Source organism: Pyrofollis japonicus (assembly GCF_033097485.1).
In the GTDB taxonomy this organism is placed as follows: Archaea; Thermoproteota; Thermoprotei_A; order Sulfolobales; family Pyrodictiaceae; genus Pyrofollis; species Pyrofollis japonicus.
Window position 1 is genome coordinate 219,258 of record NZ_AP028634.1, and the last position, 26,595, is coordinate 245,852.

General features: G+C 53.4%; 27 protein-coding genes. 11 read left to right on the top strand and 16 right to left on the bottom strand.

Going from position 1 to position 26,595, the window contains the following annotated elements:
- Nucleotides 1-62: 62 nt before the first annotated feature.
- From SBG41_RS01115 to SBG41_RS01125, 3 genes are all read right to left on the bottom strand, one after another.
- A complete protein-coding gene (locus SBG41_RS01115) occupies nucleotides 63-1,181 on the bottom strand; it encodes a hypothetical protein (RefSeq protein ID WP_317895703.1) in 1,119 nt (372 codons plus the stop codon).
- A gap of 366 nt (nucleotides 1,182-1,547) precedes the next feature.
- Complete coding sequence (locus tag SBG41_RS01120) at nucleotides 1,548-1,985, bottom strand: hypothetical protein (RefSeq protein WP_317895704.1); 438 nt, start codon at nucleotides 1,983-1,985, stop codon at nucleotides 1,548-1,550.
- A gap of 128 nt (nucleotides 1,986-2,113) precedes the next feature.
- A complete protein-coding gene (locus SBG41_RS01125; RefSeq protein ID WP_397470769.1) occupies nucleotides 2,114-2,719 on the bottom strand; it encodes a YbhB/YbcL family Raf kinase inhibitor-like protein in 606 nt (201 codons plus the stop codon).
- 162 nt (nucleotides 2,720-2,881) lie between these two features.
- Between SBG41_RS01125 and SBG41_RS01130 the strand changes: the two genes are divergently transcribed.
- Both SBG41_RS01130 and SBG41_RS01135 read left to right on the top strand, forming a co-directional pair.
- Nucleotides 2,882-3,658, top strand: a complete 777-nt coding sequence (locus tag SBG41_RS01130) for a DUF973 family protein (RefSeq protein ID WP_317895706.1) — start codon at nucleotides 2,882-2,884, stop codon at nucleotides 3,656-3,658.
- A 12-nt stretch (nucleotides 3,659-3,670) separates the two neighbouring features.
- Nucleotides 3,671-4,501, top strand: a complete 831-nt coding sequence (locus SBG41_RS01135; RefSeq protein ID WP_317895707.1) for a hypothetical protein — start codon at nucleotides 3,671-3,673, stop codon at nucleotides 4,499-4,501.
- A gap of 10 nt (nucleotides 4,502-4,511) precedes the next feature.
- Here the strand turns inward: SBG41_RS01135 and SBG41_RS01140 are convergent, their stop codons facing one another.
- The gene (locus SBG41_RS01140; protein WP_317895708.1) at nucleotides 4,512-5,237 is read right to left on the bottom strand and encodes an HAD family hydrolase; all 726 of its coding nucleotides are present in this window, start codon (nucleotides 5,235-5,237) and stop codon (nucleotides 4,512-4,514) included.
- Nucleotides 5,238-5,606: 369 nt separating this feature from the next.
- On the opposite strand from SBG41_RS01140, the gene SBG41_RS01145 reads away from it, so the two are divergent.
- A complete protein-coding gene (locus tag SBG41_RS01145) occupies nucleotides 5,607-6,785 on the top strand; it encodes an NAD(P)/FAD-dependent oxidoreductase (protein WP_317895709.1) in 1,179 nt (392 codons plus the stop codon).
- A gap of 23 nt (nucleotides 6,786-6,808) precedes the next feature.
- The gene (locus tag SBG41_RS01150; RefSeq protein WP_317895710.1) at nucleotides 6,809-7,255 is read left to right on the top strand and encodes a DUF1641 domain-containing protein; all 447 of its coding nucleotides are present in this window, start codon (nucleotides 6,809-6,811) and stop codon (nucleotides 7,253-7,255) included.
- Here the strand turns inward: SBG41_RS01150 and SBG41_RS01155 are convergent.
- Nucleotides 7,252-8,511: a hypothetical protein gene (locus SBG41_RS01155; protein ID WP_317895711.1), complete on the bottom strand. Its 1,260-nt coding sequence runs from the start codon at nucleotides 8,509-8,511 to the stop codon at nucleotides 7,252-7,254. The genes SBG41_RS01150 and SBG41_RS01155 overlap by 4 nt on opposite strands.
- A 133-nt stretch (nucleotides 8,512-8,644) precedes the next feature.
- Between SBG41_RS01155 and SBG41_RS01160 the strand changes: the two genes are divergently transcribed.
- A complete protein-coding gene (locus SBG41_RS01160; RefSeq protein WP_317895712.1) occupies nucleotides 8,645-9,208 on the top strand; it encodes a creatininase family protein in 564 nt (187 codons plus the stop codon).
- Between the two features lie 25 nt (nucleotides 9,209-9,233).
- Here SBG41_RS01160 and SBG41_RS01165 read toward each other — a convergent pair whose 3' ends face one another.
- Nucleotides 9,234-9,599, bottom strand: a complete 366-nt coding sequence (locus tag SBG41_RS01165) for a NifB/NifX family molybdenum-iron cluster-binding protein (protein WP_317895713.1) — start codon at nucleotides 9,597-9,599, stop codon at nucleotides 9,234-9,236.
- A 223-nt stretch (nucleotides 9,600-9,822) separates the two neighbouring features.
- Here SBG41_RS01165 and SBG41_RS01170 point away from each other — a divergent pair, with 223 nt between their 5' ends.
- Nucleotides 9,823-10,629 carry a GNAT family N-acetyltransferase gene (locus tag SBG41_RS01170; protein ID WP_317895714.1) on the top strand — a complete coding sequence of 269 codons (807 nt, stop codon included), beginning with the start codon at nucleotides 9,823-9,825 and terminating at the stop codon, nucleotides 10,627-10,629.
- Nucleotides 10,630-10,637: 8 nt separating this feature from the next.
- On the opposite strand, the gene SBG41_RS01175 is transcribed toward SBG41_RS01170, so the two are convergent.
- Entirely contained in the window at nucleotides 10,638-11,372 is a 735-nt protein-coding gene (locus tag SBG41_RS01175) for a winged helix-turn-helix domain-containing protein (RefSeq protein WP_317895715.1), read from the bottom strand.
- A gap of 224 nt (nucleotides 11,373-11,596) precedes the next feature.
- Here SBG41_RS01175 and SBG41_RS01180 point away from each other — a divergent pair, with 224 nt between their 5' ends.
- Together SBG41_RS01180 and glmU are read left to right on the top strand one after the other, a co-directional pair.
- Nucleotides 11,597-13,030: a serine hydrolase gene (locus tag SBG41_RS01180; RefSeq protein WP_317895716.1), complete on the top strand. Its 1,434-nt coding sequence runs from the start codon at nucleotides 11,597-11,599 to the stop codon at nucleotides 13,028-13,030.
- A gap of 37 nt (nucleotides 13,031-13,067) precedes the next feature.
- Nucleotides 13,068-14,417 carry a bifunctional sugar-1-phosphate nucleotidylyltransferase/acetyltransferase gene (glmU, locus tag SBG41_RS01185; RefSeq protein WP_317895717.1) on the top strand — a complete coding sequence of 450 codons (1,350 nt, stop codon included), beginning with the start codon at nucleotides 13,068-13,070 and terminating at the stop codon, nucleotides 14,415-14,417.
- 21 nt (nucleotides 14,418-14,438) lie between these two features.
- On the opposite strand, the gene lysX is transcribed toward glmU, so the two are convergent.
- Both lysX and pyrH read right to left on the bottom strand, forming a co-directional pair.
- On the bottom strand, nucleotides 14,439-15,284 hold the full coding sequence (gene lysX / locus SBG41_RS01190) for a lysine biosynthesis protein LysX (RefSeq protein ID WP_317895718.1): 846 nt from the start codon (nucleotides 15,282-15,284) through the stop codon (nucleotides 14,439-14,441).
- Between the two features lie 193 nt (nucleotides 15,285-15,477).
- Nucleotides 15,478-16,158, bottom strand: a complete 681-nt coding sequence (gene pyrH, locus SBG41_RS01195) for a UMP kinase (protein ID WP_317895719.1) — start codon at nucleotides 16,156-16,158, stop codon at nucleotides 15,478-15,480.
- Between the two features lie 176 nt (nucleotides 16,159-16,334).
- Between pyrH and mgtE the strand changes: the two genes are divergently transcribed.
- Complete coding sequence (gene mgtE, locus SBG41_RS01200; protein WP_317895720.1) at nucleotides 16,335-17,915, top strand: magnesium transporter; 1,581 nt, start codon at nucleotides 16,335-16,337, stop codon at nucleotides 17,913-17,915.
- 56 nt (nucleotides 17,916-17,971) lie between these two features.
- Here mgtE and SBG41_RS01205 read toward each other — a convergent pair whose 3' ends face one another.
- The 5 genes from SBG41_RS01205 to SBG41_RS01225 all read right to left on the bottom strand — a co-directional run bounded on the left by SBG41_RS01205 (nucleotide 17,972) and on the right by SBG41_RS01225 (nucleotide 22,090).
- Nucleotides 17,972-18,559 (bottom strand): NUDIX hydrolase, encoded by a 588-nt coding sequence (locus tag SBG41_RS01205; RefSeq protein WP_317895721.1) that lies wholly within the window; start codon nucleotides 18,557-18,559, stop codon nucleotides 17,972-17,974.
- Between the two features lie 10 nt (nucleotides 18,560-18,569).
- The gene (locus SBG41_RS01210; protein WP_317895722.1) at nucleotides 18,570-19,559 is read right to left on the bottom strand and encodes an ArsA family ATPase; all 990 of its coding nucleotides are present in this window, start codon (nucleotides 19,557-19,559) and stop codon (nucleotides 18,570-18,572) included.
- Nucleotides 19,556-19,852 carry a hypothetical protein gene (locus SBG41_RS01215; protein WP_317895723.1) on the bottom strand — a complete coding sequence of 99 codons (297 nt, stop codon included), beginning with the start codon at nucleotides 19,850-19,852 and terminating at the stop codon, nucleotides 19,556-19,558. The genes SBG41_RS01210 and SBG41_RS01215 overlap by 4 nt, the downstream gene beginning before the upstream one ends.
- 155 nt (nucleotides 19,853-20,007) lie before the next feature.
- Nucleotides 20,008-21,828: a carbon starvation CstA family protein gene (locus SBG41_RS01220; protein ID WP_317895724.1), complete on the bottom strand. Its 1,821-nt coding sequence runs from the start codon at nucleotides 21,826-21,828 to the stop codon at nucleotides 20,008-20,010.
- 13 nt (nucleotides 21,829-21,841) lie between these two features.
- Nucleotides 21,842-22,090: a hypothetical protein gene (locus tag SBG41_RS01225; RefSeq protein WP_317895725.1), complete on the bottom strand. Its 249-nt coding sequence runs from the start codon at nucleotides 22,088-22,090 to the stop codon at nucleotides 21,842-21,844.
- Nucleotides 22,091-22,352: 262 nt separating this feature from the next.
- Between SBG41_RS01225 and SBG41_RS01230 the strand changes: the two genes are divergently transcribed.
- Nucleotides 22,353-23,006, top strand: a complete 654-nt coding sequence (locus SBG41_RS01230; protein WP_317895726.1) for a hypothetical protein — start codon at nucleotides 22,353-22,355, stop codon at nucleotides 23,004-23,006.
- Nucleotides 23,007-23,146: 140 nt separating this feature from the next.
- Here SBG41_RS01230 and SBG41_RS01235 read toward each other — a convergent pair whose 3' ends face one another.
- Both SBG41_RS01235 and SBG41_RS01240 read right to left on the bottom strand, forming a co-directional pair.
- Nucleotides 23,147-24,523 carry an aspartate aminotransferase family protein gene (locus SBG41_RS01235; protein ID WP_317895727.1) on the bottom strand — a complete coding sequence of 459 codons (1,377 nt, stop codon included), beginning with the start codon at nucleotides 24,521-24,523 and terminating at the stop codon, nucleotides 23,147-23,149.
- Complete coding sequence (locus SBG41_RS01240; RefSeq protein ID WP_317895728.1) at nucleotides 24,520-25,548, bottom strand: NAD(P)H-dependent amine dehydrogenase family protein; 1,029 nt, start codon at nucleotides 25,546-25,548, stop codon at nucleotides 24,520-24,522. Before SBG41_RS01240 ends, SBG41_RS01235 begins: the two co-directional genes overlap by 4 nt.
- A gap of 160 nt (nucleotides 25,549-25,708) precedes the next feature.
- Between SBG41_RS01240 and SBG41_RS01245 the strand changes: the two genes are divergently transcribed.
- A complete protein-coding gene (locus SBG41_RS01245; protein ID WP_397470770.1) occupies nucleotides 25,709-26,554 on the top strand; it encodes a deoxyribonuclease IV in 846 nt (281 codons plus the stop codon).
- Nucleotides 26,555-26,595 lie beyond the last annotated feature (41 nt).

Consider the following 26,595-nt stretch of genomic DNA (forward strand, 5'->3'; position numbering starts at 1 on the left):
GTGCATAAAAAAGAGTTGAAAATAAGAGACGAAAACAGTACACCGATATTCAGCTATGATGCTTAACGCCTTAGCAACAATAGTATTGCTATAGCAATTGCTACTATCACTAGGGCTGCGGCAAGAAGCAATGATTTATGCGAACCATTGTTCTGAGTACTCGCTATACTCTCTAAGGTGCTTGTTTGCTGTACTCCTGTCTGAGAAGTAGATGCGGCTACGCTGAGTGATGTTGATGCTTGCTTGTGTTCAGTTTTAGCGATTGTTTCCGTCTCTACTATCTTGTTAGACTCTATCTTCGTCTTGGGGGTTGTGCTCGTAGCGCTTGCAGTCCCTCCAGCAATAGTTGCTGAAGGAGTCGCATCAGTTGAGGGGCTTGTTAGGCTGCCCGGCTGGGGATAGAACTGGAGGGGTTTCTCGCGGATTATTAGCAGCACCCAGCCATTTTCCGGAAGGTTTTTCGCCACCATGTTGGCTAGGCTCTCTACGCCACCAACTAGGTTCACTGCAGTACTATCGACGGTTACTGCAGGCAAGTAGCCTATGCTACCTATGGCTATAGTTGCCCCATTCTTCACTAGCTGCTCTATAGTACTATTCAAGTTCCTTGCTAATTGCTCAAGCATGTGAAGAGCATCCGGGGCAGTGTACATGACGACAACCGTGCCGTCATTAATGCCAAGTGTCCTAGCAACAGCCCTGGCCACGATACCTGCGAATTCGTCGCCAAGACCACCCGGCTTAGAAGTCTCAATGACAACCCCCACTATATTACCCTTATACACCTCGACCTTGAAGATCCTGAAACCATACCTATTTATATCGCTCATTATCGCTGAGTTCTTATAATTGTTAATCAGCTGCCTAATGTTCTCGGCTAAGAGGCTTCTATAGTACTGGTTCTTAGCAATAACCGAGACGTTTAGCTCATGTCCCTTCGTTGCCTCCAAGAACTCCTCGAAGCACTTAATTAACGTTCTATTCTCCCAAAAGACGAGAACTCTCCCATCATCCGAAGCCGTTACCATGTTGTTCAAAACGTCTCTAGCAGGACAAGCCACAAAGCGCAAACCATGAGAGGGCAAAGTACTCTCAGCAAATGCTATACTTTGTGGTAGTATCTGCAGTACAATCATTAGTACGATAACCAATATAGCTGTTGAGTATGACTTGTAATACATTTGCTTAGTCCCTCTCGGAACAACACCCAGGTACTCTTTAGAGTAGGGGCGATGCGATAAATGTTCTGACTGAACCACCATATTTAGCGCAACTTGTAACGGGCTAGGCAGTTCATTACTACCTTCAAGCAGAACAGGCATGTTGAATACACTACTGCTTGCTATTGTGTTATATGTGATGCTAGGGCAGCAACATAACGTAGCTTACTCACTATGGTGAATTGCTTTAGGACTTTTCACCGAACACTCAAGGTACAAAACGGATAGCGACCAGAGCTTGCCTAAGGCTATGAGGCGTGCTTAGATCTATTACATTACATTAAGTGAAGCCAGCTATGTACAAGATTATGGAGAAGAATGTTGCCATTAAGAACCTTCCTTATTTTTGTTCTCTTCTTGTTCCTTGTCTCTTTTTTGCCAGGTGGGTCTTAGGCTCAGTATGTTCCACTCAGTTGCTGCCTCTACGAGCCATCCGGCCAGTATCCCGGCGACGCGGTCCACAGCGGTCTCAGTGTCCACCTCTACCCCGTAGTACTTTGAGAGGGCGCGCCTAGCAGCCTCCGGGTCCACGCGGTTGCGGAAAACCTGCTTGAGCTTCTCGAGTAGCTCGTCAAGCCTCCGGACACCCTGGTCTACAACAATGCGGCGAAGCTCCTCAAAATCCTTAGCCGAGAGCACGCTCTCTGAAGCCTTCTGGCCAGCCTCTTCCCAGTACTTGTAAAGAGGCTCATAATCGCCGACAACCTCGCCTGTCGCGAACAACGGTCTCTTCTTGCCACCATTGCTCCGATTCTCCCTGCCCATGGCCTCTATACCCCTCTTCCTATATGGTGTCATAGGGCTCTAATTAGGCTTCAAGCCTTGAAGCGCCGCAGAAGCCCTCGCTGCAGGGACAGGCTCCGAAGAAACTAATGTGCAAGCCACCTCCTGCACTATCTCTTGTACACGCCGTAGGTGTAGCCGTAGCCTACTACGTGGCCCTTAGCTGCCTCCACGACCTCGCGGCACGGAGCCCCAGGCGGCAACCCGAGGTCCTCAACGTCTAGCGCTGCTACTAGGAACACGTAGCGATGAGGCTTGTCGCCGCGAGGCGGGCATGGCCCACCATAGCCTGGTTTCCCAAAGTCATTGGCTCCCTGGAACCCGATGCCCAGAACGACCGGCGTTTTGGGTATGTCTTCGGGTATAGTTGCTGTACTAGGTGCAACATTGTAGAGGACCCAGTGACAGAAAGTGCCCCTCGGCGCATCGGGGTCGTATACGACTACGAGGAGGCTCTTGGCGCCAGGAGGAACACCCTCTATGCTTATGGGGGGTGACGCGTCTAGGCCGTCACACGTGTACTTAGACGGTATTGTCCCGCCTGCTTCAAACTCGTCTACGTGAACCACGATGGTCTCGGGTGCACCTCTTACGAAACTCAGCAAAGGTACCCCGGCAGAACTCTTCCCCCTCCCCGCCTCATAGAAGTAAATAATACTTATAGCAGCTATTACTGCGGCCAAGAAAGCTATAGTAAGCGTCTTGTTCAAATGCATCTCCCTCCTTTCTAGGGCTTTATGGAAGCCGTATATGTTTTCCCTCATAGCGGTATCTATGCTCATAGAATACTTTGATTAGATAATATGAAAATATGTAGCGTGACCCATATATAGAGTAGCAGAGTAGCTAGAATTATTGAGCGTGAAGGGGCTGACTCCTTGACTTCGCAGCCAAGCCCTGTATGTAGTAAGTATAAGTATGACTTGGAGTATTATAGGCATGAACTGGAGGGTGTTAACAAGCTCTTCAACGCTTTCCTTGCTAGCCTCATACTGGCAATAATCAGTATTTTCGTGGTACTCGTCGCTGTCGCGAGCGCTGGTAACGCGAAGGCCGCGATAGCCAATGCTTTTTACGCAATGGCGTTCATGGAGTTTGTAAACGTTGTCATAGTGGTCCCGATGATGTATACCGGATTCCGCGAGCTAAGCAAAGCGAACTACGACTACTCCATAGGGGCAAAGGGCGCAGTAATCCAGGGGATAGGCAGTATTCTCGGAGGAATAGTCTTAATCGCTATGACCAACATGCTCGTAAACAAGATAGGGCCCGGTACGACCATCGAGGAAGTACGGGGCATGGTTCTACAAATAATCTTGTACACAGCACTGGTCGGCATAGTGAACATCGTGGGGAGCGCAATGGTTCTCATAGGTTTTTGGAGGCTGGGCGACAACTACCCCAACTATGGCGGCGACGTGGTAAAGATTGGAATGATTCTCTGGATTATAGGCATAATACTACAAATACTATCAATTAGGGGCGGCGCCTTGTTGGCCTTTATAGCCGATCTAGTAGTGCTTTATGGCTTGCACCGGCTCCGTGAAGGCATCGCCGGGATACTGGAAAACAAAGAGTATGAGCTAAACCGGTGCCTAGCAGAATCCATGAGTGGAAACCCGGATAATACTCCAGGGGGACAGAGTAGGGCTTAGGGGTCTAAAGACGTGCACAGAGCACTTAAGCGATTATTTGTCCTTGAACCCGCTTCTAGGCCTGCTACTTGCTCCGAGGTTCTCGGGCTCGGCGAGCTAGGGCTCGACTATGCTTTGGGCAGCGGTATGGCTTACCTTGCTTACACTGAGTGGCCCCGGAGCTGCAGAGTCTATGGTATCTATGAAGCGTTGGAGGATGAGGGTGGCGACACCGTCGCCAGGAGGATAACTGGTGGAATAAGAGGCGACGTTGACTCTAACCGTGTCTATGTTGCCCTGTCTTTGCCGGGAGTAGGGAGGCTTCGCGACGCGGTTGCAAAGATGCTCTCGATGAGCCAGTGCCTTGGCGGAAGAGTGCACGGCGCTACGGTGATGGGTACAACGGCGTTCATAGAGGTTGTTGATGCCCGGCGTGATCCTCTTGAATGTGTGCGCGAAGTACTAGGTGCCGAGAAGTTCTCCCGCGTAAGGCCTCCGCGCATGGATGTTCTTAATCGGGCTAGGCTCTTTGACCAGGATTCGTGGCGGCTTTACCGTTATCGCCGGGCTAGCGTAGAGGCAATGGTTAGGAGGAACGAGTACTGGTTAAGGGCCAGCCTCGAGGTGACAGACGGCTATATTACCGGGTACTGGCTCAGCGGCGTCTTCTACTCGGCGCCGCCTACGGAGATCTACAGTGTTTTCAACACGCTGAGGGGTACGAGGCTCGACGAGGTAATGCTGGCTAACATGGAGATAGCGCTGGAGAAGAGATTAGAGGTTGAAGGGCTAGAGACGCGAGACCTAATAGACCTCGTTAACATGCTTTATCGCGCCCTGCTGAAAACGGGGACCGGCAATTAGGGGCCTTGCACTATTTTTCCAGGAGCTTCTCCACCAAGGGGCGCAGCTCTGATAGCGTGTTTGTCACTGCGACTCCTAGTTCACGGTGAACCTCTGCTCCCTTGCTTCTACGTCTCTGCAGGTATATCGCCATGCAGCCAGTAGCTAGTGCCCCCGCAATGTCCTCCCGGAGCGAGTCGCCGACATGTATGCATACCGGTTTATCGTCTTCTCGATAGCCGAGCGCACGCATCATCATGAGCCATATTTTTGGGGAAGGCTTGTAGGCACCAACCTCGTCTCCATACACTTGGGCGTCTATGAGCCTCGAGAGGCCTGCCTTCTCGAGGAGCAGCCTCGTATAACTGCTTGGCCATAGCAACGCGTTTCCAACGATAGCGGTCCTCTCCGCGAGCTCTTGTGCAGCCTCTATCCCTATGACTGCGTCCTCGTAAACTAGCTCCTCGACATGGCCTAGCGCGTGTATTATGCCTCTTGCAACACCCTTTTTGACCGCCTCGATGCTAGCTCCGAGCTCTTCAGCTAGGAGCTGTGTTGAAAGCTCTACATGGTCAATGTCTATGAGCCCGGCCTTTCTCTTGACGCGCGAGCGTACATGCTCTATTGCTGTCCTCGTGGCACTGATGGGCTTGTTCGTAGTCTCCGCGAGCCCTTCTGCTATGAAGCCCCACATCGGCTCTAGGCGGAGAAGTGTCCCCCATACGTCAAACGCTATAACGATCGCACGGTTCTCCACTTGATGCTCACCACTGGATCTGTTAGAGGAGAGGGGCGTTTTTAGACGGAGAGGTACTCTCTACGAGAAAGGAGTAAGGAAGCAATTGTTGCGGAATGATGAGGCCTGCATCGGGGAACCATTTGTAGCAGGGATGCCCGGGGCTCTTCCCTGCGGCTGATCCGGGAGGGGGGTTACTTCTTCACCCATTATTGCTTTGAATTCTGTGATTCAATTGATTCTAGTCAACCGTTTTACTCATATAATTTAAATTATTCTTGTTACTAGGACGAGAATAATTTTTAACAATCTGTACACATACTAGGCAAACTATATTTGTTTAGTCCGTATCCGTTATAATAATTGAGAAGACTGAGAAGGGTATGAACTATGGCTGTCAAGCGAATCGTGTACATCGGCGGAGGACCATGTACACTAGTTTCGCTGAGAAGGATAGCCGAGGAGACGAAGAAGGCCGGAATAGAGGTTGAGAACATAGTAATAACTAAGGACAAGTACCACTACTTTCCCGCATTCTTCCCAGATGTGGCTCTCGGCGAAGCAGAGCCCGACGACGTGAGGGCTCCAGTAGAGAACTTCACCAGCGAGCTCGGCGCAAAACTATACCTCGACGAAGTCACCCGAGTCGATCCTGCAAACAGGGTCGTTGAGACGAAGTCAGGGAAGAGGGTAGAGTACGACTACTTGTTCATATGCGCTGGCACAAGGTATGCGTGGGAGGAGTACCCAGGGCTGCGCGAAGCGAGTTACCATAACTATACTCTTGAAGGTGCACTTGAGCTCCGAAAAGCCTTAGCGGGCTTTCGTGGAGGAGACATAGTCGTTCTTGTCCCGGAGTTCCCTCATAGGTGTCCAGGCTATCCCTTCGAGGTACTTGGCAGGCTAGTCTACCATGCGAAGAGGAGAGGAGTGAACGCGAATGTAAAGCTAGTCCACGCCGTGCCAATGGATGCTGCGCTTAGCCACCTCTTCGACCTAGCTGTTAACTGGCACCGAATACACCAGGAGATAGGAAACATAGAGTACATTATGGGCAAACAGCTTGAGAGGGTTGACCCCGGATCAAAGACGATATTCTTCAAGGACGGCGAGTCTATGAAGTACGACCTCCTAATAACCGCGCCGCCGTGCAGGGTTCCAAAGTTCCTAGAGGATACCGACTTCGTGTTCAAGAAGGATCCGCGCTTCCTTGATACAACCTTCCCGACATTTCGCAGCAGGAAGTACGACGACGTCTTCATCCCAACCGATAGTGCAATGCCTAGCGTTAACCTCCCATTCGCAGGCGTGCCTGTCCACTACGCCGCTGTGGCTGCAGCCGATACCGTACTGAGCGAGCTGAAAGGCGCCTCTGGGCCAATACTGTTCCCCGACGTATTGACAATAGTTCTGGACTTCGGCAAGACCGGTGTACTAGTAACGTTCGACGTCAAGGAGGCTCCTGGCGGAGTAGCTGCTACGAAACCATACATAGCAATAACGCATCCAATGATCAAGCTCCTCAAGTACAGTTTCTACGCCGGATGGATAAAGTCCTTGAAGAAGTAAGCATGGCTGAGAGGTGAGTCCACATGGCAGAGGAAACCCGGGTTAAGGAAAGCATACTCCTAGACGAGAAGGCCATGGAGGCCCTAGAGTCGCTGATGAAGATGGCTGCGAAGCTAAAGGAGAGCGGTCTCCTAGACCTACTCGAAACAATGGCGGAGAAGTACGAAGAGCTGCTAATGTACACTGGCAGCGATCAGAGAGTCTACCACATGCTAGCAGCCCTCGAGGCGGCCCTGAACGGCATGAAGGCGGCTGATCCATGGAAGTACAAGATGGCTATAGAAAAGATGACTAGCTGCGCGATGAGCGCACTTGATCCGGAGGAGTTGCAGAAAGTTAAGCCGGTGAAGGGCCTCTTCAGCCTTCTACGGGCACTGAGTGACCCCAATGTGGCAAAGGGTCTCGGCATAATGCTCTATCTTGCGGCGAGGCTCGGAGCCTGTATGGGTCAGGAAGGCAAGGAGGGCTAGAGATTCCTAAGAAGCAGCTCTATTGCCTCATCAACATTTTTTGCACCAAGCTTCTTGGCTAGCACTATTAGTTTCTTCACGGTCTCGCTTCTAAGCCTCAACGTGACATAGTCTGCTCCTTGGTACGACGCCTTCTCCTCTATCTCATCGACTACGGGCTCCATTCTACGAGGCTCGAATCCGATACCATCGTAGACTGTTATCTCGTCCTCTTCGAGTTCTCTACGCACATCGCTTGGCAGGGCTGAGCGGGCTACAAGGATCATCTTTTCTGGCTTATAGACGTTCTTGTAGAGCTTGACCAGCTGGTATTCCTTGACCCGGAGAGACTTGGCCTCCTCTACTCGTTGCCGAACCTCACTCCTCTTCACCCCCATTATGTCGGCTAGTCCCTGGAACAATCCCTCAAGCCACATCGAGCGCCATTCTTCAGCCGTTAGTGGTTTCCGGAAGTAGCCCTTGAGGTCTCTTATACGGGTATACCAGTCCTCTAGCTCCTTGAACTCTATGATTATTGTTGGCCTCTTTATTGGAGGCGACTTTGAGAGATCGACTATGTTGAGAACCATTCCGCTATATATCATTACGTCGGGGCGGAGCGCCGTGTAGAGGCTCCAGACGCGCTGGAGGTCGCTAGTATCCTCCCAGCCAAGGGGCCTCGGGGCTTCGTGGAAGAAGCTTAGGAACCCCTTCTCGAGGTTGCCTAGGACGGCGTTGGGCGGGATTATTCCGAGCTTCTGTTTACCACTCCTATCGAAACTTATGAAGCCGTGCTCGGGGTAGGCTAGCCCATAGCCCCGGTCCGCGAGCAGTCTCATGATCGTTGTGAGGCCCCATATTTGGTACGCTGTGCGCATATTGGTTCTAAGCGAGGTCCTTATCGCCGCCCCCGCGCGCCTCACGAAATCGTCTAGGCTCATCTTGCCCCGTACGAGGTCGTAGGCGTAGTTGAATATCTTCTTGCGGAGATGGGTGCGCGGATCCTCTACGAAGCTGCGGAATTCCCGCGGGTACGTGAAGCCCTTGAGGCCTAGAGCCCTTACTAGCTCGTCTACTGCTCGGCGTGCTTGCTTAACCCATTCCTCTGCCTCATCCAGGTGCTCCGAGGCAACTATGTCTATGAAGCAGTCTCGTAGCTCCTCAAAGAGCTTCGTGCCTGGCCTGTTAAAGAACGGTATAGCGTCGGTATCCACGTCTATGAGCTTCTGAGCTTTCTCGACTACTTCTTTGAACTCGTCTAGGCTCTGGCAAGGCATGCTTACTCCACCGAGGAGGCCGCTGGCCCTATGACGGGCTTGTCCTTGCTCCACTCAGGTGTAGAGTGTATTACGGTAGGCGAAACATATACCTAGCTCTTTGGTTGACACCTCCTAGGAGAAGGGCCGAATAGTGCTAGCTAGTAGCACCTTGTTTAAGCCGTGTAATAGAATGCTTTACGGGTACCGTGAGCTACGCGGTGCACTAGTGTTGCTGCCCCTTGGGAGCTTCGAGGACCACGAAGACTTGCCCATGGTTCTTGATACATTGCTTGCAACAGAGACTGCGTGCAGGGCTGCAGAGAAGTGTGCAGCATTGGTGGCTTGGCCTCTCGGCTACGGTTTCAGCCCTATGCATAAGTACAGTGTTAGCCTCGACGAGGATGAGGTCGCTAGACTAGTGCTTGGCATCACTAGCAGCCTTTACTCTATAGGGGCTTCGAGGGTCATTGTAATCGACGGACACTATGGCCACCGAGAAGCAGTAATGAGGGCTACTGCTCCGCGGGGAATAAGCTATGTGAACGTATGGGATGTTCTCAGCAAGCTAGGGCTCAATAGCTTCGACAAACAGATAGGCTTTGAAAGAGAGCTTGCGAAGTGCTTTAACGAGAACAAGTGCAACAATACCTCCCTTATCCTGGACTCGGTTGCAAAGAAGATTGCTGAGGAGAAATGTCTAGGCGGGAGTAGGTAGGGATAGAGGCTTGTTTTTCTCTGGGCTACGCTTGCTTGAGATTTGTCTCTACGATTTTCAACGCGTCCTCGATGCCCGTTCTCGGCCTAACCCTTATCACTCTTAGGCCCCTCTTTTCCATGAACTCTTGGCCTCCTGGGCCAAAGGCGACTGCCACTATGTGAGTGCATCCCTTGTTTAGCCCGAATATCTTTGGCCTCTTAGAGTTCTCCTCATCCTTCTCCATGTTGTGGTCGTGTTCGCCGGCATAGGGGTTCTCTACTACGCGTACCAGTCTCCAGGCACCATTCTCGTACATGTAGTGATAATAGTAACGTCCATCACCGAAGTGGCCTAGCTTAACTATTTTACCGTCATCGGTCGGTATTGATACACAAACGTGCTCCTTCATTGTTCTTCTCCTAGACTTGTCAGGGCTGACGCGTGAGGGGTGATATTGTTGACGCCGTGTACCTGGGGGTTAGTTTTTCTATCTTTTGCTTCAGATAAACGGGTTAGCATATCTATACGGTCCCATTGTGCTTGTTTTACACGAATACTATTGTTCTCTAGCCGGGGCACCTGGTGCCGCAAAGGCAGTTATCACGCTGATTAACCTCACGTGGGGAGCATCATTGATAGCTGGCCTTGAGGAATTAGACTATAGGAGACTTGCCTCTCTCTTCTCGCTCTACGAGAGGGATCCGCTCAGTCACTGCTACCTAGCATTCGATGTCATGTATATGAGGGACCGTATAGACCTCGTCACGGAGTTCGAGGGGACAAGCATCAAGGGCTACGTAATGCTCTGGTACAGCGGCTATGGTACAGCAGCGATACACGTATGGGGCAATGGGGTAAAGCTACTGAGCCTCGTTGAGCTGAAACCAACTACTGAAAAGCTCATCGTGCACCTCCCCCGGTGGAGCAACGAAGAAGTGAAGAGTATCAGTGATTTTCTCCGTGAAAAAGGCTACGAGGTGGTCACTAGCAGAGTTTACTACGATATGGTTCTCCGAGAGGAGTGGTTCAAGCCCTTCGTGCTGGGCCAGGTTACTAGGCTGAAACAGCACCATGCTGACATCTTCGCCGAGGCGATGAGGAGGCAGGGATACAACATAGGCTTAAACACTGCAAGAGAGCTGCTGAAGAGCTGGCGCTGCTACGCCATAATAATCGAGGGCAGAATAGCGTCCATGGCTTGCCGCTACCTCATGCTGCCAGAGGTGGGCTGTGTTGGCAACGTCTATACGGAGCCTATTTACAGAGGGAGAGGATACGCAAAGGCAGTGACGTCGGCAATAAGCCATGATATAGTGGCTAGTGGTGCAACAGCGCTACTCCACGTTGAGTCAGGCAATGAGCCAGCTATACGCGCCTATAAGAGAATAGGGTACAGGATAGCTGGGCAAAAACTATGGATAACAGCAAGGAAAATCTAAGGAACACACTATATGCGGAGAACCCGGGGAGCCTTCTTACACTCTTCTTGAACCCTACTAGCTACTAGCTCATCAACTGTATCAGCTATGGTCTTCGCTGCTCCTTCAGGGCTCCGCCGATCAACATACACTACTCTGAGGAAGGAGCTTACGCGGTTCTCTAGCACAATACATGGCTTCTCAAACGTAGCTACAACAACGTAGACGGGCTCGCTGCGCATCACTGCCGCGCCAAGGCCTGCAAGGGCCTTGACAACTGCCTCGCTACCGTTAGCCGCCAGGTACACATGGACGTGTTTCCCGTTCTTTACTGCGTGCAGTTCCGCTATCCTCTCAAGGCTACAGCGGTGAGCTAGCAAGTTCTTAACATAGTATCCTCTTCCACGAAGAAGCTCAGCAGCCTTCTCGGCGATTTGCTGCTTTACCTCGTGCGCCTCACTATCAAGCATACTACTAATCGTCTCGAGTAAGACCAAGGCAGCGAGTCCACGAGGCGTCAGCACATAGGTCTTTCTGAGACCAGGTTCTAGGCTAAGCTCCTCTACGACGCCTATCTTGGTGAGCAGCCTCAGATACTTCTCGACAGTCTTGAGGTTTAACCCGCCTAGCCGAGCCAGCTGGGACTTCGTGAGATGACCATTATCCTTGAGAGTGCGAAGCATTCTTGCAACAGTATCGTAGTTTATGCCGCCATTATGGCCAGCGCCGCTAGCTATATGGTTGGCAGAGGCGTTTCTGGACAAAGCTCGATCATTTAGAATCTATGTCTTTGACTAGCTAAATAGTGCGGTGAAGATGGCATCTACAGCAAGATATAAAAAGGAGCGCCTTCGCTGGGCCGCCGTCTATAGTCGTGGCTTCAATATTTTTGTAAAATTTTTGAAACTATTAGTATAGATTTTGTGTAGCTTAACCAGCCTTAAATGAGGTCGGCGCTCCCGGGTATCCTAGGGAGGCGGGTACTCGTATGGAGCCTGCACCTAGTTCTACTGTTTCTCGTTGGCTTCACGGCTACGTTGTTTCAAAGATGTCGCGGCTCAATGTGCCCGGGCTAAGCCTGACTGTGATGAGGAGCGGGGAGCTTGTTGAGCAGAGAGCCTATGGCTATCGAAGCCTTGAGAAGAGCTTGCCCGCTACGCCGGACACTGTCTACGAGATAGCTTCTATAACTAAGGTGTTCACTGCTGTAGCGATAATGCAGCTCGTCGAGAAGGGCGTGCTAAGCCTAGACGATCCCGCGGACAAGTATTTACCGATAGAGCTGCGGGTCAAGAACGAGCCTGTGCGTATTTGGCACTTGCTGAGCCATACTAGCGGTATCCCCGCGCTGGGCTATGCGGAGGCCCTGCTGAGCAGCTACTTCGCCATGTCTAGGACGTGGCTCCCGTACTCCGACCCGCGCCACGTTCTAGAGTGGCTCGAGAAGGGGGCTAGGCACTGGGCCATCGCTTCCCCCGGTGAGCGGTTCTTCTACCTCAACGAGGGCTTCGTCGCGCTGGGCTTGATTATCGAGAGGGTTTCCGGCCTCAGCTATGCAGACTACGTTGAGAGGTACATTGTCAAGCCGCTCGGATTGCAGAACACTACTGCGAGGTTCGAGGAGGCTCAGCGCCACCCCTTATTGGCCACGCCGTACGATTCCTCCCAGAACCCCCCTAAGCCCATGACGCTGCCCTCGACGATCTACGCTGATGGAGGCATCTATAGCTCGTCAACCGACTTGGCCAAGTTCATGCAGGCGCTGGCTAATAGGGGTAGGCTCGGAGACGCCGAGATATTGTCCAAGAGCAGTGTCGAGGAGATGGAGAAGCCACGTGCAAAGCTACCGACTCAGCTCTTCGGGGACGACTCCTATGGGCTCGGCACGATAATCTATAGTGGTTTTCCCGCCGGGAAGCTTGTCGGGCATAGTGGCAGCGTTTACGTTTACACGGGCTATGCTGGCTACATAGCCGACAAAGGGTTATCCATAGGAGTATTGGCGAACGCTGACGCGGCTCCACGAGACATAGCTATGGCTGTGCTCGCGGCCCTCGGAGGCGCTGATCCCGAGCAACTACCCTTCATCAAGGCCGACAAGCTGTTGGAGAGCCTTGAGGGAGTATACCACGGCTACATGGGCACCGTTAAGGCGAGGGTTGAAAGGCTTGGCGACAACCTCGTCCTCGAGATGATTGAGCCCCGTGGCGGCAAAGCTGTGCTGGAGCCCGCCAAACCAATTACCGAGATGCCTTTCGACCATCCGGTGTTCCTGCTCCGGTCTGGTGGCAGGGTTCTCGAAGTAGAGTTCCGTGTTGACCCCGTGAAGGGCGTTGAAATGATTTATGAGCGCTACCGCTTGGTGAAGGTTGCGCCACTCGAGGCCGTGGAGCCGAAGAGGAGCACCATAGTGCTCTGGTAACCCTTCAGCGACCAACAATGCACCAGGGGGTTACGCCTTGACGCGGTACGCTGTAGTACTTGCAGCTGGATGGGGGGAGAGGCTGTGGCCGCTTACAAGCACTCGGCCTAAGCCCTTGCTACCCTTGCCTGGCGGCGACACGCTGATCTCGAGGCTCATAGGCCAGCTCCGTGGCCTAGTTGACGGGTTTCTAGTAGTAGTCAGGAAAGGGTGGATGGGCGAGGCCATAAGGAAACACTTGGAGGAGAAGAGGATGGAGGCCCTCTACGCTGTACAGGAGGAGCCGAGGGGCACGGGGGATGCCGCCAGGGTTGGTGTCGAGGCCCTCCCGCGCAGCGTTGACGAGGTGCTCCTAGTTAATGGCGACTTGCTGGTATCACGCAACGTGTTCGAAAAACTCGTGAAAGTAGGGGCTCCTAGTGTGGCGGCCGTGCCGAGCAATGAGCCCTGGAACTACGGCGTGCTGAAGCTGAGCAGTACTGGCTGCCTCGAAGCCATTGTCGAGAAGCCCGTGGACGCGAAACCCGGCTCACTAATCAATACCGGTATCTACCTGCTGCCGAGACAGAGCCTCGAAGAGGAGCTCGCGCAGCTCAAGCCGAGTCCTCGCGGCGAACTCGAGGTAACTGATGCAGTCACGGCAATTGCGAGGAAAACGTGTGTGCATGTAGCGAGCGGAGAGGACTGGGTATGGCTCGATATAGGTAGGCCTTGGGACGTGTTCACCGCTTACCGCGTCGTCTTCGAGGAGCGGTTCAGCGAGCTCAGGGAACCCCTTGCCGAGGGAGAGGTTGAGCCAGGCACTGTGCTCCGGGGACCCGTCTACGTGGCAAAGGATGCAGTAGTGCGCAGCCACAGTGTCGTAGAGGGCCCGGCGTGGATAGAGGGAGAGGTCGGCCCGTTTGCAAGGGTGAGGCCTTGGAGCTTCCTCCACCCTGGCTCCAGGGCTGCGACGCATACTGAGGTCAAGGCCTCGATACTGCTGCGTGGCGCTAAGGCTCCGCACCTAAACTATGTTGGTGACAGTATTCTGGGCGAGGAGGTGAACCTTGGGGCTGGTACTATTACTGCTAATCTGCGCTTTGACCACGCAACTGTGAAGGTTGTATTGAAGGGTAGGCGCGTTGATAGTGGGCGTAACAAGCTCGGCGCGATAATGGGTGACTATGCCCAGACGGGTATCAATGTATCACTGTTCCCCGGTGTGAGGGTTGGCGCGTATTCGTGGATACACCCCAGCGCGAGAGTTGAGAGAGATGTGCCTGATTGTACTTATCTGCGCCTCCGCGGCGAAGGAGTAGAGCTACGAGACCTAGCGGAAAGGATCCAGTGCCCCGACTACGTGATCGAGGCGAGGAGGAAGGTTTCCCGCTGGCTAAGCCCATAGAGCCGAGCAGCGGCACCAGTACTACTTGTGTAGAGTCTCGGCTATTTTTTCGGCAAGCTTTCTGGCAGGGTTAAGGCCCGTGGCTCTCATGAAGCCCTTGAACTCTGGTGTCGCGTTTACCTCGTTAACGAGGTAGCCGTTGCCGGTCTCGAAGATGTCTATTGAGACGAAGAAGCCCTTTACTGCCTCGGCTGCGCGCAGCGAGATATCTTCGAGCTCTGGATCGGTGCTCCGAGGCCTGGTCTTTGCCCCGAGTGCTACGTTGCTCCTCCACTCGCCCTTGGACGCTATGCGCTCTATGCACCCCAGTAGCTCGTCGCCGACAACTATGCAGCGGATATCCTTTGCCCCGTTGTCAACGTAGTCCTGGATTATCATTGTTTTTTGCTGCGAGCACGGCAAAGCCTCACGGTGCTCCACGATCACTTTTAGCTCTTCTTCGCTCCTCGCCTTGGAGACTAAGCGGCCCCAGCTACCTATAGGCGACTTAACTATGATCGGGAATCCTTTCTCCCTCGCCGCGCGTATCGCAGCCTCCTTGCTGGTTGCGATAACTGTTGCTGGTACTGGTATCTTCTTCTCAGCGAGCCTCGCGTATGCCAGAATCTTGTCGCCGGAGACAATCATTGTCTCCCAAGGGTTTACTACGAAGACGCCGTTTGCCCCAAAGAGCGCTGATACATATAACCCCCTGTACATAGAGATCGTTCTCACAACTACCGCGTCGAGGGAGAAGGGAGCTTCAAGCGGGATTGGCTCGTTCCTAGTATCGATTAGGACTGCGTCGCCTAGCTTGCTTCTAAGCTCTTGTACTATGAGTTTCTCCTCGACGCGAGCAATGTCTACCGCGACGCCGACTACCAGCAAGATGCCTTCCCATCCACGCTGAGGAGTATAATCAGCGATGAGTCCTCGCTAGCGATGCCACAGCGGTGCTATCTGTTAAACCCGGTGTATCAGCCAGAACACTTCCTGCAAGAGCATCTTGACTATACAACACGCTAAACAAGACTAGGCAAGAGAATAAGCGAGAGAAGGAAAGCAGTGTTTCCTAGCCATGCTAGGGCTCGACCAGGCTGCCTACATCCTCCATGTGTACAGCCTTATACACGTTGACAGGTTCGAGGCCGTTCACTATTCTCGTCTTTATACCGCTCCTCTCGAGGACTGTTATCGCGAGCGGGTCTAGTAGCTCGTAGCGGCCAGGCTCAACTGTCTGGGATAGCACTTCGCGTAATCGCTCATAGCTGAGCCTGGGGATTAGCTGGGCCTGGGGGTTTCGCCTAGGATCATCCGTGTAGACACCGTCAACCGTGGTTGCTACGACGAGGAGGTCGGCGTTGAGCGCCTCGGCGAGAACCGCTGCCACTCCCGCAGTGCTTTGCCCCGGCTGGAACCCGCCTGCCACGACTATCTTGCCAGTAGCAGCCGCCTCAAGCGCCTCCCATATACTACGCGGAGGCTCCGGATACGCATCCGGGTGGAGTGCCGCCGCCAAGAGCCTAGCATTGAGCCTAGCGGCCTCGATGCCGAGTATGTCTTGGAAGGCCCGGTTTGCTCCAACCGATCTAGCTGCTGCAATGTACTTCCTAGCTGTCGGGCCGCCTCCCACGACCACGGCAATTCGGTAGCCTTCTTGGTGTAGGCTTCGCAGCACGGCAACATAGTCCCTTATGAGGCTAGTCTTGTCCGGGTCAATGTGCTTGCCGCTTATCTTTATGACCACTGTCTGCTTAGCCAAAACCTGACCCCCAACTAGTTCTGCGCAAAGGTATCGCTGAAACCTAATTTGTTTAAGCCTCTTTTAAGCCCGAGCACCATTAGTATACTCGTTAATGCCGCAATTATCTCTCAGCATAATATCCCTTTCCACAGCGCGCTAATAGGTGGCGAAGAAAAAGGTACAGGGAGGCCAGCATGGCGAGAGTAGTTGTACTGGTAAGGGCTAGGGATCGGCCAGGACTCTTATCCGATGTCGCTGCCAGGCTGCGAGACCTCGGCGCCAACATTATTCTCAACCTAGGCTACGCTGTTGAGGGCGAAGCCGTTCTACTCTTCATAGTAGATATCCCTATGGAGGCCGAGGACCTAGAGGACAAGCTCTGGGAGAAACTAAGCGACCTAGAGGACGTAGACGTCAGTGTTGCCAAGCTGGGAGCAGGTGCAGGCGAGCTATTGGCAGAGTTCCTCGAGGAGAGACCCGGACTCGTACAAGCTCTCGAGGACCACTTGGCTCCTGCCGATATCCTTGACGCCGTGCTTAGGCTCCCAGAGGAGAAGAGGAGGCAAATCTACCGCTTCCTCAAATTGGAGACCCTTGCCCACCTCCTGCGCGAAGCTGATGAGAACATCCTGGAGGAGATACTTGAGTCCATTCCCCTTAGCCGCCTCGCCGAGGCCATCTCAAGGCTGGAGCCCGACGAAGCTGTTGACGTTTTGCAGAAGCTCCCAGAGGATAAGAAGAAGCAAATACTCGTAATGCTTCCAGACGAGCTGAGAAAGGAGGCCGTTAAGCTGCTCCAGTACCCGCCGGAGAGCGCTGGCGGCATAATGACTACAAGCATCCCGGTGCTCCGGGCCAGGGACACTGTGCAGGATGCTCTCCAGGCACTACGACAGGGGCATTACGATGTACGCGACATAATAGTCGTAGTAGATGATGAGGGGAGGCTAGTCGGCATAGTTCCTGTAGATGAGCTGCTTCGAGCAAAGCCTACTGAGCCTCTCGTTAAGCTCGCGCGCAGGCCGCGGATAACCATAGAGCCCGAGGCGGATAGAGAGGAGGCTGCAAGACTCATGCTCCGCTACGACGTGAACAGGCTTCCCGTTGTTGACCGCTTCGGCCGCTTCCTTGGAGCAATCACCGTGGAGGACGTTGCTGATGTGCTAGCAGAAGAGGCGGCAGAGGACTTGGCTCTCCTGGGTGGTCTCGAGAAGCCGCGTGAACGGTACCTCGCTGCCAGCGTCAAGGACTTGTTCAAGATAAGGCTTCCATGGCTCCTGCTGATATACGTTATTGAGAGCGTTACTGCGAGCGTGATTAAGAGCTACGAGGACCTCATATCGAGGGTCGCGGTGATCGCTGCCTTTATCCCGCTCATAATGGATACCGGTGGAAACGTTGGAAGCCAAGCAACATCCATGATTATACGTGCGCTCGCCCTCGGAGAACTCTCGGAGAGAAGCATACACGACGTCATCTATGTCTTCCTCAAGGAGCTTGCAACCGCGGCGACTATCGGGGCGGTATTTGGCTCTATAGGGTTCGGGTTCGCATATGTCCTTGGCGGGAACGCTCGGGTGGCATTCGCGGTAGCGTTGACACTCTTCATAGTGATAGTGTTCGCGGATATCGTTGGAGCAATACTCCCAATACTGGCGAGGAGACTAGGCATAGACCCTGCAACTCTCTCAGCACCACTAATAACGACTATCGTTGATGTAAGTGTGGTCTTCATTTACTTGACTCTAGCCGCGAAACTAGTACTCGGGACGTAGGAAGATCCTGGGCAAGAAGCACCAATTAACCGGAATAGGCTCAGATTAGGCCTAGCCTAGAGTGTCTCTCCGCACTCTCTTATAGTTCTTAAAAGGTCCTCAATTATCCTCAATGTCATGCCCCACACTATGTCGCCGTACCAGGTCTTGTAACCCTCCACGAGCTTTCCGCGGAAGCGGTGAAGCAGTAGCCGCTTCTCTATAGTTGCTGGTAGAGGTGTTAAGACCAGCCTCCTCGTTTCGCTCGATGAGCAACTCCGGAGCCTTTCAACTGGGCACACCGAGCCACGTAGCCGAGCAACAACCGGGACTACCCTCATCCTTACACGGAGAGGTGATGCTGTGGGGAGATAGCCCAGGATCTCCAGCTCCTTGGGCTTGATACATGATTCTTCGGCTGCTTCCCGCAGAGCTGTGTCAAGGGGAGACTTGTCGCTGGGCTCTCGGTGCCCACCCGGGAACGCCATGTCTCCGGCCCAGGGGTCTCGAGGATCGAGGCTTCTCTCGATTAGGACTATGCGTGGCCCGGCTAGGCAGCAGATAATGACGGCTACCGCGGCGTCAAAGCTATCTGTGCTAGGGCGTTGGCTTAGACAGCGGCGCAGACCGTCTATATCGCTGCAAGTGATTGCCTGGCGGATCACTGTTCTCAGCTCAGCACTCGGGTTTCATTACTGTTATAGCCTTATCCAGCTCTGCTACGTCTTCTAGCCTGCTAGGAGGCTTCTCGACATGGGATATTAGGGCTAGCAGGGCTGGAGGCCTAGTCATGCAGCAGATTTTCTTGGCCTCGGCTATCTGGGTCTTCTCAATACCGTCGGTGCCGAGTATGGCGGCCTTCTCGGCCATGACTCTGTTTACTACTAGTAGCTTTACCCTTGAGCCCATCTCCTTTATTCGCTCAACAACCATTTTCGCTTCATAGATCGGGAGGGGCTCTGGGGTCGCGACAATAACGAAGCTTGTGCGCTCCGGCCTTCTCACGCTATCCCATAGTGCTTTGTACCTCTCCTCCATCTCGTAGAGCTTGTCCAGAACAGGGTCATGTATCTCCTCTCGGCGGCCAAGGGCATTAGCTATAGCGTAGCGTATGGAGACTATTCTCTCGCGTAGCTCTCTGAGCCTCGCCACCCAGAACAAGTGGACGCGTGGAAGCATGACGACGCGGAGAGCTATGCCGGTCGGAGGAGTATCGACAACGATGAAGTCCATGTCGCGTCTCTCGTATAGCTCGCTGAGTATGCGCAGGAAGACCTCCTCCTCGAAGCCCGGGGAGTCGCGTATAGCCTTGAGCACATCATCAGCGGACAGCGCGGTGAGCGCCGGTATAAGGCGCCTCAGCAGCACCATGTACTCCTCTGAGAGCTTCCTAGCATAACGGTCAACTTCGTATTGTACCGCAAACAGGTTCGGGGCAACCTCTTTCTCTACAAGTGGCTTGGGGAGCTCAAGATACTCGAGCAGGTGCTTCGCCGGGTCAAGGCTTGCGAGCAGAACTTTGAAGCCTTTACGGGAAAGCTCGTAAGCCAGCCTAATGCTGACAGTCGTTTTACCGACACCGCCCTTGCCCATGACGACTATGATGTGGGGCCTCTCTACCCCGGGTTCCACGAAGCTAGAGAGCAGCGCCACCTTGCTCTTCACCACTCACCGCCCATGCTACTGAACAAGTCTGCTATCGTGTCGGCGCCACGCCATGTACGGTTGAACAGTATATTCACCTCTTTTTCGAGATGGGGTGCCAGCTCCGCTGCAACGCTGAGAGGGGCTAGGGGTAGCCCAACTAGGCCACCAAGTATCATTGTCAGGAAGGCATGCTCGAGCTCCAAGTACTCTATTTCGAGCGCCTCTACACGCTGCTCGATAAGCGCCTGGTTCATCCCAACAACAAGTTCTTTTAATTCCTTAAACAGCTTCTTTACTCGATCAGTTACCACAACCGTGCACCCACGCACCCAGATAACAACATTATCCTAGGATATCATTAACCTTATTCCAAATCACAGATAATGCCATAAAAAGCATGAAGAGGGAATAGAGAAGGAAAGCGGGAATACTCCCGACAAAAAACGGTGTTGAGGAACTATGCGCGCTACCTTCTCGCAGGCGCAGTCTTGGCTATCTTTGCCTTGCTGAGTCCCTGCACGTATAGGTAGATTAGCAAGAAGTCTATGATCAGCGATATTACTACTAGGCTTCCCGCACCGTACTTCTGTATTGTCGGTAGCTTTGGCATCACCTTTACAGTCCACCACGCTAGTCCGGTTGTTACCGTTATCCATAGGAACCATGCCGGGACCTGTATTAGCCAGTTAATCGAGCCCCTGACCTGTAGTACTGCGTATGCCCATAGCGCGGCAGTCAGCAAGGCTAGGGCGGCGAGCAGCTGGTTTGTACCAGCAAAGGCTGGCCATATCACGTTGTACGCTGGCGCAGGCTTGCCGCCTATGACTACGTTGGGGTATGCTAGCACCACGCCCATGATTACTGCGAGAGCGCTGGCAACGTAGCGGTTGGCTATGGCTACGTATGCTGTGCGGCTCTTCTCTTCCAGCCAGTCGAACATCTCCTGCCAGGCAAATCTTCCTAGACGCGTAGCAGTGTCTAGCGTTGTAAGGATGAACGATGCCAGGGCCATTGCGGCGAACTTCGCCATGGTTGAGCCAACTGTTGTTACACTGCCGAATGCCTTGCCCAGCATGTAGCCGTAGCCATAGGTGAACCTGTGCACCTTGTCTAGAACAAGTATGTTCTTGCTAATGTATGCGTTGATTGTCTCCTGGCCTACGCCCATGGCTTTTAGTAGTTGCGGGAAGTCTGGCTGCTTCCACGCAAGGGCTATTGGCAGTATTACTGCGAAGCTGGAGACAGCTCCCTCTGTCAACATGCCGCCGTAGCCGACGAATAGGGCGTCTAGCTCGTTTGCTAGCTGCTTGCTAGTGGTGCCGCTCGCTACTACGCTGTGGAAGCCGCTCAGCGCGCCACAGGCAATTATCAATGGTATTGCTGGCCAGAAGGGTGTTGGTTCTCCAGCGAATATCTTTGGTGCGAAAGAGGTGTAGGCTGGGCCGCTGAGAGGCTTAGCTATGACTATGAGTCCTCCGACTACGCCTAGCAGGACGAATGACCACAGCACGTAGGCGTTTAGGTAGTCGCGTGGCTGTAGCAGATACCATACTGGTAGCACGCTTGCAAGGAACGAGTACAGTGCTAGGAGGATTATCCACATGTGGTAGGGGTCTATGGTGAACCCGGCTATCTTGGTTGTTGGCGTGAGGAATGGATATTTCATCGCATACGCTATGGCGATGAACAGCATTACTACGCCTATTATTGAGCTCTGTGCTGGCGTTAAGCCGGTACGGTATAGGAGCAGGCCAACGCCTATAGCTATTGGCATGTAGAGGAGTGCGAGTGTGGCAACTGAAGGTATTGACGCCATTAGCTTCGCGGCGACGCTGATAAATGCCGCGAGCACTAGGATTAGCGCTGCGTAGACGTATAGTAGGAACACGTATCGCGCCTTACGGCCCATGACGTTCTCGGAGACGCTCATTATTGAGAGGCCGCCGTGCCGCACACTAGCCATTAGGGAAAGGTAGTCGTGGACTGCTCCTATGAATACGTTGCCGAAGAGTACCCATATGATTGGCAAGAACCATCCATAGGCCATCGCGATGGCTGGGCCTACGATGGGGCCTGCACCAGCGATGCTGGCGAAGTGGTGGCCATAGAGCACGTACTTGTTTGTCGGCACGTAGTCTATGCCATCATACTTGGTATAGGCTGGTGTAGGCCTATTGGGATCAGCCTTTACAACCTTCTCTTGAAGAATCTTCTTACCGTAGTATATGTAGGCTAGGATATAGGCCACGAGAACGGTTAGAACTATTGCTCCAGCGGGCGCGCCCATCCAGCCTCACCCCCTAACTGGTGCTTTGTTTTTCCTTGGCGGCTTCGCGCCTCAGCTTTGCCGGTGCCTCGCCGAAGTACAGCGCTGGCCCCACTATGATGAAGTACCATCCTAGAATCATGCTAATGGCATCGCTTGTCCAGGCGCTCTTTGAGCCTATCTTGCCGTGAATTGGGCCTATGACGAAGGCGTAGATCATGAGTATTAGCCCTATTGCTGTTAGCAGAGCCCCAGTCGCTTTTACCGCAGGGTGGTGCGCCATGCGTCCCACCTAGCTTAACATGTGTTTATTACTATATCCTGATTACCTCTTGTAACCATTATAGAGGGAGGGGAAAAAGTGGTATATTTAAAGAATTTGCAAAGCCCCCGATTATTCTAACTAATTGTATTGGATTCTTAAAAGTAATACATCGTATTTTCTCTGTATTTTGCGTCCTAAATCCTTTGTCAAGTATTGAGGAAACTGCATAGGAGTATATTACCCTAGTCTGAAGGAACCCGTGAGCCGGTGAAGAAGCAACTTGAATACTTGGTGGCTCATGTTCTCAATCATAGTTATTATATCATCGCTTAGCGTGCTCTGGTTCTTCCAGATGAGGAGGCTCATGATAAGACACATGAGGCTCGTCATAGGTCTCTTAGAGAGAGTGCTTAGGCCCCGTGATAAGACATATACGCTCCTCGGCTACCTTGTCGGCTTTCGCGCAGAGTATCGCCTTAGCTCGGAGAAGGTGCCAAAGGCCTGGGCGCTGTACATGATTCCTCCCCACCATGTTCTCCTCTATGTACCTGTAATACTTGTTGGGCGTAGGAAGGAGAGGCTTGAGCTGACTTTTAGGCTGTCTAAGCCTCCTGGCGGTGAGGCACACCTCTACGATCCCCGGGACAAGGCTGTTAAGAGGCTCGTCGAGAACGATGTAAGGAATTATAAGGGCAGACTATATAACAGGGAGGTCGTCGTCAAGGATAGGCTGTTCCACGCCCTCTATAGCGATGAAGAGGCCCTCCTCCATGTGAGGCGTGTCGCCGAGAGCCTTGTAGAGCTTGTTGACTTGAAGCGCGTCACATTGGCGTCAAGGTTCTCGGCGTTCCATGTATCCTTTGTACCCAGGATAGGCGCTCTTGAAGAAGCACTTGAAAAGATAATTGAGCACGCCTATAGGCTTGCACGGTAACGTGTACGAGATAGCATAGAAGCCAGGCAGGGTTTCAGCGGGTCCACTGTCTTCACACCCCTCCGCCACGTAGAGGGGTCTAGCCCGCCACACTCATCACTATCGTCGTGATTCCTCTCTGTCCCTCTGTTCCGGGACGACTATCGTGGTAGTCCTCCTATTTTCTTTGCCTCCTCGAGGAAGTTTTCGAGCACCGTTATGAATTGCTCGGCGTCGCTCCAAGTATGCTTTATCGATGCAAGCAGGTGGGCCATGTGCTCCGAGACATATAGGATCCCGTTTACCCTAGCATATAGGTTAAATGCCTCGTAAACCTTCTTGCTCCACCTATTCTCTACTGCTTCTCTCGCCGAGCGTGGCCTGCTCCTCGTAAAGTGTATCCCGACGATGCTGCCAGCGCCCGTTGACCAGCAGACATCGCCGTACCGAGAGCAGACGCTGTCCATCTTTCTCCGGGCATTGTCCCAGAGACTATTCATCTTCTCGTAGACGCCGGGGTGTTCTGCAAGATACTTGACGGTGGCGTATCCGGCCAGTATTGTCAAGGGGTTACCTGTGAACGTTCCCCCGTGGAAGCTGCGCTGACGTGGATTCGGGTAGCGAAGGTGGTCTAGTAGCTGCATTATCTCTTCTCTAGCACCGAAGGCTCCTGCACCCGGCACACCTCCACCAATAATCTTGCCCATGACGACTATGTCTGCCCGTACCCCGTAGTATTCCTGAGCTCCTCCGAGGCTTAGTCGGAGCCCAGTTATCACCTCGTCGAAGATTAGGAGGGAGCCATAATGGTCTGCAATTTCTCGTAGCCCCTTCAGAAACTCCCTCTCCGCTGGGATGGCGCCGCCGGCGCCGAGTACAGGCTCAACTATTATCGCTGCAACATCGTTGCCAAACTTCTTCATTAGTTCTTCTACACTGCCTAGGTCATTGTACTTGGCGACAAGCGTGTAGCGTAGACAGTCCTCTATTAGTCCCAGACTCTCTGGGCCCTCGTAGGGAGGAGTAACCCCGACGTGGAGGGGGTCGTAGCCTCCGTGCCAGCCGCCCTCGAACTTGATAATGTATTTTCTGCCCGTGTAGGCTCTCGCGAGCCTGACCGCGTACATGTTTGCCTCTGTGCCGCTGTTAGTGAACCTTACCTGCTCTACGCCCGGCACTATCCTCGCTAGTAGCTCCGCGTACTCGATTGCATAGGGGTTCTCGAAGCCGAGGTGCGTGCCTAGCTCCGGCGCGTTTTCGAGAACCTTCCTGACAACCTCGTGTCGATGGCCCAGGATCAGGGCACCGTGGCCCATCCAGTAGTCGATGTAGCGATTGCCGTCAACGTCCCAGATATGCTGTGCTTCTCCGCGCTCGACGAAGACAGGGTATGGGCTGAGCCATCGTATCTGGTAGGTGACTCCCCCGGGTAGGACCTTGCGTGCTCTCTCGTAGAGCCTCCTAGACCCTGGCGTGAACTCGACGTACTTCTCCTCGAGGCGCTTGCGGAGCTCTTCTAGGGCCTCCTCGTGGCTCATCCCTGCTTCACCAGGAACTTGGGCCTAAAGGGGACGAGATCCATCATTGTAAGGAGGCCGGGACCGTAACCAGGTATGGCTTCAGCCATGTGCAGTAGCACTGATGCTGTGCCCGCATCGCCGGGGGTTCCGGTGCTCCTCCACTTGACCGTGTAGTCTTTGCCCTCGATTACCACCTCCTCGTACTCGGGTGCACCGACATACGCGTGGAACTCTATGCGGACTATCTCGCGGCCCCCAGCATAGGCTGCGCCATAGCCCTTTAGCCCGAGGTTCTTACCCGCCTCGACGCGCACACCGCTAGACTCTGTAGCAGACTCTGCGACAACGACCTCTTGGGCCTCGACCACCCTCTCGGGCTGGATGCCCGCTGCATCCGCGACTAGGAGAACGGACTCGGCGTACCCCACGTGGCCTGTGAGCTCGCCGCGCTCAAGCTTCTCCCTAACCTCGGCCGGGTCTAGGCCTATACCTATCTTCCTGCGGAAAGGCTCCCTCCTCTTAGCGGCGTCCAGGCTCCTAACAGCATGGATCCTTCTGACTAGGTGGAAGGGCGCAGAGAGCACAACGAGGAGCGTATCAAGCAAGAATCCCGGATTTATCCCGGCTCCGAGCACTGCTACACCGTATTGGCCAGCCTTCTCGTCCAGCTTGCGTGCAAGGATCGGGTAACGATACCACGGGTACGCGAGGGTCTCACAAGTTGAAACCACGTCTCTCCGCATCTCGATTACACGGGTAAGCTGGGGGTATACTTTGTCCAGATACGAGCCCGTGGCATGTATAACCACGTCTGCCTGGGCGAGAACAGAGGGGTCACTGCTTATCTTTACGCCAAGCTTCTCGCCGAGACCCATGACTTCTCCGATATCGCGGCCAACAAGCCTAGGATCAATGTCAACAGCAGCCACTACTTCATGGCCCCGCTCGAGGCCAAGCCTCGCGGTTAGGCGCGCAATTGCGCCAAAACCGTAAAAGCCTAGACGCATAACCCATGCATGCCTCCGGACGCTCGCTTGTTCCACTGTTCAACCACTCCGAGCCCCCGGGATAGAAAAAGGCGGCGACAAACAATGCAGCGAAATAGCTTAAGTGTTGATACGCAAGGCTCGTTACCCGTATTTAGGGGCCATGTGCCTCCTCTAAGGAGTCTAGAGGGGGAATCAAGTCTTGTCGAGGAAACGTATGCGCTTCGGGCCTGCAGGCAAACCGGTTGACATGAAGAGCGGCGACTACGTAAAAGCCGTAGAGTATGTTGCCAAGGAGGGCCTCGACGCTATGGAGTATGAGGCTGTGAGAGGGGTTAGGATAAGCGAGGCCAAGGCCCGCGCCATAGGAGAAGCTGCAAAGAAGTACGACGTGCTCCTATCAATGCATGCCCCATATTTCATAAACTTCGCGTCACCAGAGGAGCAGACCGTTAAGAAGAGCCAGGAGAGACTGAGGGCAGCAGTCCAGGCGTCATACTGGATGGGGGCCTACGCGGTCGTGTTCCACCCGGGCTACTACAAGGGCAACTCGAGCCCCGAAGAGGCATTGAAGCGCACAATAGAGGGGATAAGGCCTGTCGTGGAGTGGATGAAACAGGAGGGGGTCAAGGGAGTATGGATCGCACCGGAAACAACAGGCAAGACAAGCCAGGTTGGAAGCATTGAGGAAGTGATAGCTATTTGCCGCGAGCTAGAAATGGCGCGGCCAGCAGTCGACTGGGCCCATCTCTACGCGAGAAGCGAGGGAAAGTTTATCACAAAAATAGACGACGTTATCAAAGTCATAGAGTTCATTGAGAAAGAGCTTGGAAGCTGGGCTGTAAAGCCGCTCCACACTCACTTCAGCAAGATAGAGTACGGGAGGGGAGGGGAAAGAGAACATCACACCCTTGCTGAAGAGGAGTACGGGCCGGACTGGAGAATAGTGTGCCGCGGCTACAAGGAGACCGGCATAGAAGGGGTAATTATATCCGAGAGCCCTATCCTGGACAAAGACGCACTGGTAATGAAGAAGATATGTGCCGAAGAAGGCTATGTCTAGGCAAAACTAGTGTTCAAAACCCTTTTGGCCTCCTCCAACAA